The sequence below is a fragment of the Algoriphagus sp. UBA3586 genome, assembly GCF_002376385.1.
Lineage (GTDB): Bacteria > Bacteroidota > Bacteroidia > Cytophagales > Cyclobacteriaceae > Algoriphagus > Algoriphagus ornithinivorans.
In genome coordinates, this window is the sequence record NZ_DFMT01000047.1 from 1 (window position 1) to 6,984 (window position 6,984).

General features: G+C 39.7%; 6 protein-coding genes. 4 read left to right on the plus strand and 2 right to left on the minus strand.

From position 1 onward, the window contains the following. The first annotated feature begins 405 nt into the window (after positions 1–405). The 4 genes from B2906_RS17110 to B2906_RS17125 all read left to right on the plus strand — a co-directional run bounded on the left by B2906_RS17110 (position 406) and on the right by B2906_RS17125 (position 5,255). Positions 406–609, plus strand: coding sequence for a hypothetical protein (locus B2906_RS17110; RefSeq protein ID WP_091655513.1), 204 nt, complete (start codon positions 406–408; stop codon positions 607–609). 2 nt (positions 610–611) lie between these two features. Beyond that, positions 612–827: a hypothetical protein gene (locus B2906_RS17115; protein WP_219957759.1), complete on the plus strand. Its 216-nt coding sequence runs from the start codon at positions 612–614 to the stop codon at positions 825–827. Between the two features lie 452 nt (positions 828–1,279). Then, complete coding sequence (locus B2906_RS17120; RefSeq protein WP_219957758.1) at positions 1,280–2,137, plus strand: hypothetical protein; 858 nt, start codon at positions 1,280–1,282, stop codon at positions 2,135–2,137. A gap of 187 nt (positions 2,138–2,324) precedes the next feature. After that, positions 2,325–5,255: a S9 family peptidase gene (locus tag B2906_RS17125; protein WP_286941981.1), complete on the plus strand. Its 2,931-nt coding sequence runs from the start codon at positions 2,325–2,327 to the stop codon at positions 5,253–5,255. A gap of 73 nt (positions 5,256–5,328) precedes the next feature. On the opposite strand, the gene B2906_RS17130 is transcribed toward B2906_RS17125, so the two are convergent. After that, positions 5,329–5,667 (minus strand): hypothetical protein, encoded by a 339-nt coding sequence (locus tag B2906_RS17130; RefSeq protein WP_286941984.1) that lies wholly within the window; start codon positions 5,665–5,667, stop codon positions 5,329–5,331. Positions 5,668–5,679: 12 nt separating this feature from the next. Beyond that, complete coding sequence (locus B2906_RS17135; RefSeq protein WP_286941987.1) at positions 5,680–6,918, minus strand: hypothetical protein; 1,239 nt, start codon at positions 6,916–6,918, stop codon at positions 5,680–5,682. Positions 6,919–6,984 lie beyond the last annotated feature (66 nt).

The following is a 6,984-nucleotide window of genomic DNA, read 5'->3' on the forward strand; positions in this document are numbered from 1 at the left end:
GATTCTGGAGCAGGGCAAGTTCAGTATTTGCGGTACCCCTCATCAACTTCTAGCCACAGAAAACCCATTCTCCGCTGCCTATCGGTATATTCTTCAACCCAAAACCAACACATCATGGCAGGACTGAAGTCCTATGAGCTCACCAAGCTCCTGATTGAGCTGATTGAAAAGAAAAGACGGGCAGTCCAGAGGATTTGGCTAAAAAGCTTCAGGTCCATAAACGAACTGTCTTTCGGATCATTGACGATCTTCGTCTTTCCGAGTCAATTGAGATAGTTTTTTGTAGAGAATCGAAAAGCTACATTTTTTCTAAAAAAAAATAATTGGGTGATAAGAAATGTCACCTAGTCAAATTTATGTTTGGGTATCCTAAATCAAATTTCTAAATCTAAGAACAACACAATTATGAAAGAGTTGAGCATTGAAAAAATGGAGATGGTGAGTGGGGGAAAAGACTGTGAAGATGTTGCAGTTTTTGCAATTACAGTAACAGGTGTTTTAGCTATTGGTGCATTAACCGCTACAACAGGTGGTTTAGGATTAGGCGTAGCGGCTGGACTATCTGGTTACTTTGGAACCATGGGTGTATTATTATGTGGAATGATGTAATTATGAAAGAGCTAAATTTCGATCAATTAGTCAATGTTAAAGGAGGAACGACCGGAGAGGCAATATGTCATGGATTAGCTGTTTCAGCCGGGGTTATGGGAGTTGGTGCTGCCTTAAATTGGTGGAATCCTGCTGGTTGGTTTATGGGAGCCACTGCCGCAACAGGAATAGGTTGTGAAATATATTATGGTAAAGATTGGATTGCTTCAAAATTCTGATGAAAGCTCTAAGTGTGATTATTGTTATTTCAGGATTGATTCTGATTATTTATATCTTTCTCTACTTTCTTGAAATTGTAAATTTCAATAATTGGTTCTACGCTATAAGCATTCTTTCTCTATTTTTAATATTTATATATTCATTCTTAAAAAAAGGGAAAGAAACATCAAACTAAAATCACTATGTAAAATATAAAATACAGTGAGGAAAAGTGGTGTACAGTAGGCAATAGGCAGTTTGGGAAATCAGAATTCTTAAGTTAGAAATCTGAATAACTCACAGACCTTCCAGGTTTCAAAACTTGGAAGGTCTTTTTTGTTTTATGACCCTAAAAGCAAAGAAAGGCATCTTTATGTATAAAATTTCCAGATATAATAAAAACTCCATTCAGAAACCTTCAGTTAAGCTTTTCGTTGATTGTGAAAATAGTTTATAAAAAGTGATTCAGGTCATGGAAAAAAAATTTGTGAAATTCGTCCTCACCGTATTTTTAACATTATGCATTAGTATTTCTTCAGCCCAAAACACACAAAAATCCCGAAACTACTTCCCAGGAAACTATTCCAATCAGCCCATCATCACTTTAAAAGAAGGATTTTTCAACAAAACCACCTATTACCTTGACGGGGAAAAATCAAGTCCGAAAGAGGTCACTGCCTTCCTCAATTCATTAAAAAATGAAGACTTTAAATTCCAGAGTTATCAGCGAAAAAAGAATTTGGGTATGGGTATCCGGGTCTCGGGTATAGCCGTGACTATTGGCTCCATCGCCTATCTGTTTACAAATGATATTACCCCAGCCAATGTCCGCCCATGGTTTTGGGCTTCTTTTGGGGGAGGGGTTTTACAAAGCACTGGAAACATTCTTGTCGCTGATTCAGAACGAAGAATTCAACGAACTATCAATGATTTCAATGCCTATCATTATTCGGGAGGCGCAGATGCATTTCTGAGCATGGATATCATAGATGGTTTTTTAGGTCCAAAAATCAATATCTACGAAGGCCCTATGCAGCTGGAAAAAGATCAGGTTTTAACACGATTTCAATCCAATCCGGAGGCCTTACGGCTTTATGAGCAGGTTCTGAAAAGAGAAAAAGTGAGCACAGTAGCCAACGTAGCCAACTCAGCCCTCGGAATTGGAATTTTCTTTCTGGCGGTTGGTTTCGAATCCCAGTCTTCCAGTCAGAATGATCTGCTAATTCCCTTGACATTCACTGGAGTTGGGTTGAATATTTTTTCAAGATTTTATGAGCGAAAAACAAGGAATCTAACACGAGATGTTCTTTATAAGTATAATTATCAATAGCCTTAACTGATTTCGATTGAGCGAAAACAAATTGATCTAGGAAATAAATTTGAAGAATCTCCTTATTTCCAAGTGCAATTCATTTTTAAAGATGCAACAGGATTGCTTTTTTTAACCATTCTTCCCAATTTCTAATTGACTCTATTCATTTTTCCCTAATTTCCTGCTTGAGAAAAAAGAATTACAAATGATCAGAAAACAACTACTCACACTCTGGGCACTTTTCCTTTTTGCCAGTATGGCAATTGCCCAAGACATCAAACCCATTACTTGGAAAGACATCCCTACCTGGAAATACATGCCAGGTTCAGCTTTTGAAATCTCCCCAGATGGCAAATGGACGGTCTATGGATTAGTTCAACTGGAAGGGGACGGAGAAATCATCCTCCAAAAAGTTGGAGATGAATCCTCCAAAAAAACTTTCAAAATCGGCTCCACCAGCTACCCATCCATGCAATTCAGCGAGGATGGTAAGTGGTTTGTCTATACAGAGTATCCTACCTTTTCGGAGAAAAAAGCGAATGAAAAAAGCAAAGGCAAATCCTTAAAAAACAAGGCTATTCTAGTCAAATTGGGTACGGATGAAAAGAAAGAGTTTGAAAACGTGAGCAACTATGCTTTCAATGGAAAAGCTTCCTCTGTCTTGGCCATCAACCTTTCCAAAGAAGGCAATGGAGATGCAAGAGGCTCGGATTTGTTGATTTACCATCTTAATTCCCAAAAAGCTCAAAACCTCGGAAATGTAGCTGACTTTTCATTTAACAAAGCAGGGAACTATCTAGCATACACAGTAGATGCAGCCAACCAATCCGGTAATGGCTTGTATTTGATGAATGTAGCAGCCAATAGCATGCAGATCTTGGATTCTGATAAAGCTTCCTATCGTTCCTTGGCTTGGACAGAAAAGGGGGATGCTTTCGCCGCTTTGAAAATGGTCAAAGACAAAAAGTACAAGCAGGACAAGGGACAAGTAATCGGAGTAAAAAATCTGGCTTCCCCTCAAGTTACCGTTTACAATCCTGAAAAGGACTCTATCAATTTCAATCAAGCCTATACGATCTCCCAAAACAGAAGACCCATGTGGTCGGATGATTTGACTCGTTTGTTTTATGGCATCCACCCTTTGGAACTGGCAAAAAAAGAGGAAGCTAAAAAAGAAGTGGATCAAGATTCGGTGAAACAAGCTGAAGCTGCAGCCATGCAAAAAATCATGGCAGATACGACGATCAAATCGATTTCCGATCTGCAAAAAGCCATCGCCAAATTGGACTCTGGCAAGGTGAAAGGCAAAAAAGAAAATGATGCGGACACCCCGGATATGACCATCTGGCATTGGAATGACAGTCGCCTACAATCCAGACAACAGGTCATGATGAATCAGGATAAAAATTACAGTTTCTGGGCTATGTATGATGTGAATGCCGGCAAGCATATCCAATTGCAAGACAGCAGCATGAGAGATCTGAACATTCTGGATAAGCAGCGCTATGCTTTGGGATCCGATCTGCAAGCTTATGAATTGGATGGAAATCTGGATGGACAAAGCTACCGTGATTTTTACATCGTAGACCTGAAAACCGGAGAGAAAAAGGAACTCTTCAACAAGTTTTACCTCCCCTCCTATTCTTCTTATCCCCGTGAATCTCCTGACGGAACAAAGCTGATTTACGGACTGGACGGGCATTTTTATATCTATGATATTCCTACAGCTCAAAGTAAAAACATCACGGAAGGGCTTCCTACCACCTTTGTAAATACAGAAGACGATCACAATGTAGAAAAGCCCATGAACGGGGCATTAGGCTGGAGTTCCAATAGCAAGTATGTGATCTTAAGAGACGGTTGGGATATCTGGCAAGTTCCGGTAGGGTCTGGTAAGGAAACAGCCATCAATTTGACCGTCAACGGCAAGACTGATCAGATTCGATATCAATATCGCTTTGGATTGGATCCTGAGGAAAAAGGTATAGATCTCAGCAAGCCAGCTTATATCCGTATGTATGGAGAGTGGACCAAGAAGTCTGGTATTGCACAGCTTTCTCCTGCGAAAAAAGGCGGCTTGACTCCCGGTGCTAAGGTTTTGATTTGGGATGATTTCAATGTGGGAAACCTATCCAAGGCCAAGAACGCAGAAACCTATTATTTCTTCCAAGAGAAATTCAACGAGCCTACTCAAGTTTACCTGACAGATGCATCCCTTTCTAATCCCAAGCAAGTCACCAACAATGCTCCGGATGCAGAGAAATATGCTTGGTCTGCTGGAACAATGCTGATCGATTATGTCTCTGACAAGGGTGACAAATTGCAGGGTACGCTGTTTTTACCTGCAGGCTATGTAGAGGGCCAAAAGTATCCTACTGTGGTCTATTACTACGAAAAGCTATCTCAAACCCGTCATAACTGGTCCAACCCAGGATACAGCGGAACAGGATGGAACCCTAACGTCTATACTTCCAATGGATTTGCTGTATTCATTCCAGATATCGTGTACAAGCTTGATGATCCAGGCATGTCTGCAGTTTGGTGTGTGATTCCAGCAGTCAAAGAAGCCATCAAAACCGGGGTGATCGACGAAAAGAATATAGGTATCCATGGGCACTCATGGGGAGGCTATCAAACTTCCTTCCTGATCACGCAGACGGATATGTTCAAAGCTGCAGCTGCTGGTGCACCTTTGACCAATATGATTTCCATGTATGATTTGATCTACTGGAATTCAGGCGGAGGAAATATGTCCATCTTTGAAGCCTCGCAAGGCAGGTTTAGAGGCGGCCCTTGGGAAAACTGGGAAGCTTACGAGCGGAACAGCCCGGTTTACCATGTAAAAAATGTAACCACGCCGCTATTGCTCTTGCACAATGACAAAGATGGTGCAGTGGACTTTACCCAAGGCATCGAGTACTATTCGGCTTTGCGAAGATTGAAAAAGCCCGTCGTGATGATGCAATACAAAGGCGAGAACCACGGTTTGAGTAAACTGGAAAACCGCAAAGACTACAGCGTTCGGATGATGGAGTTTTTTGACCATCATTTGAAAGGTGAGGCAGCTCCTGACTGGTGGAAAAGCGGCGTGAATTTACTGGACTTGGAGGAGCATTTGAAGGGAAGAGCTTTTTAGCAAGTCAGAAAGCTTAAGTATGAAGTCTAATAAAAATCCGCCGATCTAGAGAGGTCGGCGGATTTTTATTAGACTAAATTAGGCCAGCTTCTTCTAGTTCTTTTCTAAGTTTATAGAATATTTCTAGTTTAACATTATCTGGCATTTTTGCTTTTTTTGGGATTGTTCCCTCTGGTAGTTGCAGTGACTTTTTGGAAGACAATCCAATTTCAATTGGCGAAAGCCCTTCATAAATTTCATTGTGAAATTTATACTTTAATTCTCCTGAATATCCAGCAATTTGGATTTGAGATTTAAAGATTTCTCCAGCATCTGAATAGAAGCAACTTAAGATGAATTGGATAGTTCCGCTGTTTTGTAAACCAGCTTGGATGAGATTATTTCTATCGATTTTAAATTCAATTATTTTCATTCATTTTATCATTTAATATCCAATGGGGCATAAATTAAATGGCCATTGTCCGGTTTTGGAATCATAGCACAATTTAACACAACTAGAACAGTCCAAATTGGTAAAATAGAAAGAATTCCATCTTTGGCATTCTTCAAAAAAATCTAAGCAAGCTTCATTAGGGAATTCTGCGTCGGCAACTTGTGCCCATTGATACAAATATAAGGAAAGAGCAAATCCTCCAAGAATCACTTCACCTATTGGTGTTGGTTCTGCAACTGCAACAATTATCATTGTGGAAATAATACCTCCGTCAAAGTTGGCAGAAGGAGATAGAAAATAGTTTGGTGTATAGCCATTTTCCTCAAGGACTATAACATCCGGCATTAACCATCCATTGATGTTAGCATCGTACGTGTAGATTGTGCCATCTTTCGCTTTGGCCTTCATTCCATGGTATGGATTGGTTAAGTCGTCCCCTGCCAAAACAGGAGTTAACCAATAAGCGATATCTGCAGGGTCAAGCGGCCCTGGGGTTCCTAGATTTTGATCTGGCAAACCTCCTCCGCCACCTGAACCATCACCATTGTTAACATCGCCTCCGCCATCAGTAGATTGTGTTTCGCAAATTTCTACTTCTGCATATCTAACCTCTGATATAATGCATTGATTATCGACACAAACCGTGGTGTAACCTGTTACTATAATTTCTGTTTTACACCCTGATGTCCTTGCATTTATTCCTTGATCTGTTACTAAATCTCCTTCTAAATATCGTGTTTCACTAAATATTTCACCATTTAAATTAATTAGTTGAACTATTCCAGAATAATTACCGAAACCATGTCTCCTTTTTTTGGTTTCAAGCCATTTTTGTTCTGGGATATAATTGAGAACATATGAGTTTGTAGTTTCCCCATTTTTAACAATAATCAGATTTCCAAATTCTTCTGGACCGTTTGATATCAAGGGAATTGTATAAGTAAGCTCACCAGAAACTTGATTTTCATGCTTATAAGCTTTCGCCCAATTAGCTCTCCCTAAAAAATCAGATTCACCATCTTGTTTTCTACTTCCAAAAGAAAGTAATTTATTTCCATCCTGTAAACTTCTCAGAAAATCATCTTTTTGAATTGATGTGAAAGTTCTAAGCGTTTTTTCTTGTATTGGATCTACCGTTTTGCCTGAAAAATTAGTCTCATCTACACATGAAGTAGTAAGTAGGCACATAGCAATTACAAGGCCTAATGATTTAGAAATTAGATATCTCAACAGGTTTTTCTGTTGGAAAGGAGGGGGGGGGGGGGGGATTTTTTTTCATAAAGTATTTTTTTTTTT

Bases quoted from the DNA above. Each gene is read 5' to 3' on its own strand.
- B2906_RS17110 (WP_091655513.1), top strand. From the start codon at position 406: ATGAAAGAGTTGAGCATTGAAAAAATGGAGATGGTGAGTGGGGGAAAA.
- B2906_RS17115 (WP_219957759.1), top strand. From the start codon at position 612: ATGAAAGAGCTAAATTTCGATCAATTAGTCAATGTTAAAGGAGGAACG.
- B2906_RS17120 (WP_219957758.1), top strand. From the start codon at position 1,280: ATGGAAAAAAAATTTGTGAAATTCGTCCTCACCGTATTTTTAACATTA.
- B2906_RS17125 (WP_286941981.1), top strand. From the start codon at position 2,325: ATGATCAGAAAACAACTACTCACACTCTGGGCACTTTTCCTTTTTGCC.
- B2906_RS17130 (WP_286941984.1), bottom strand. From the start codon at position 5,667: ATGAAAATAATTGAATTTAAAATCGATAGAAATAATCTCATCCAAGCT.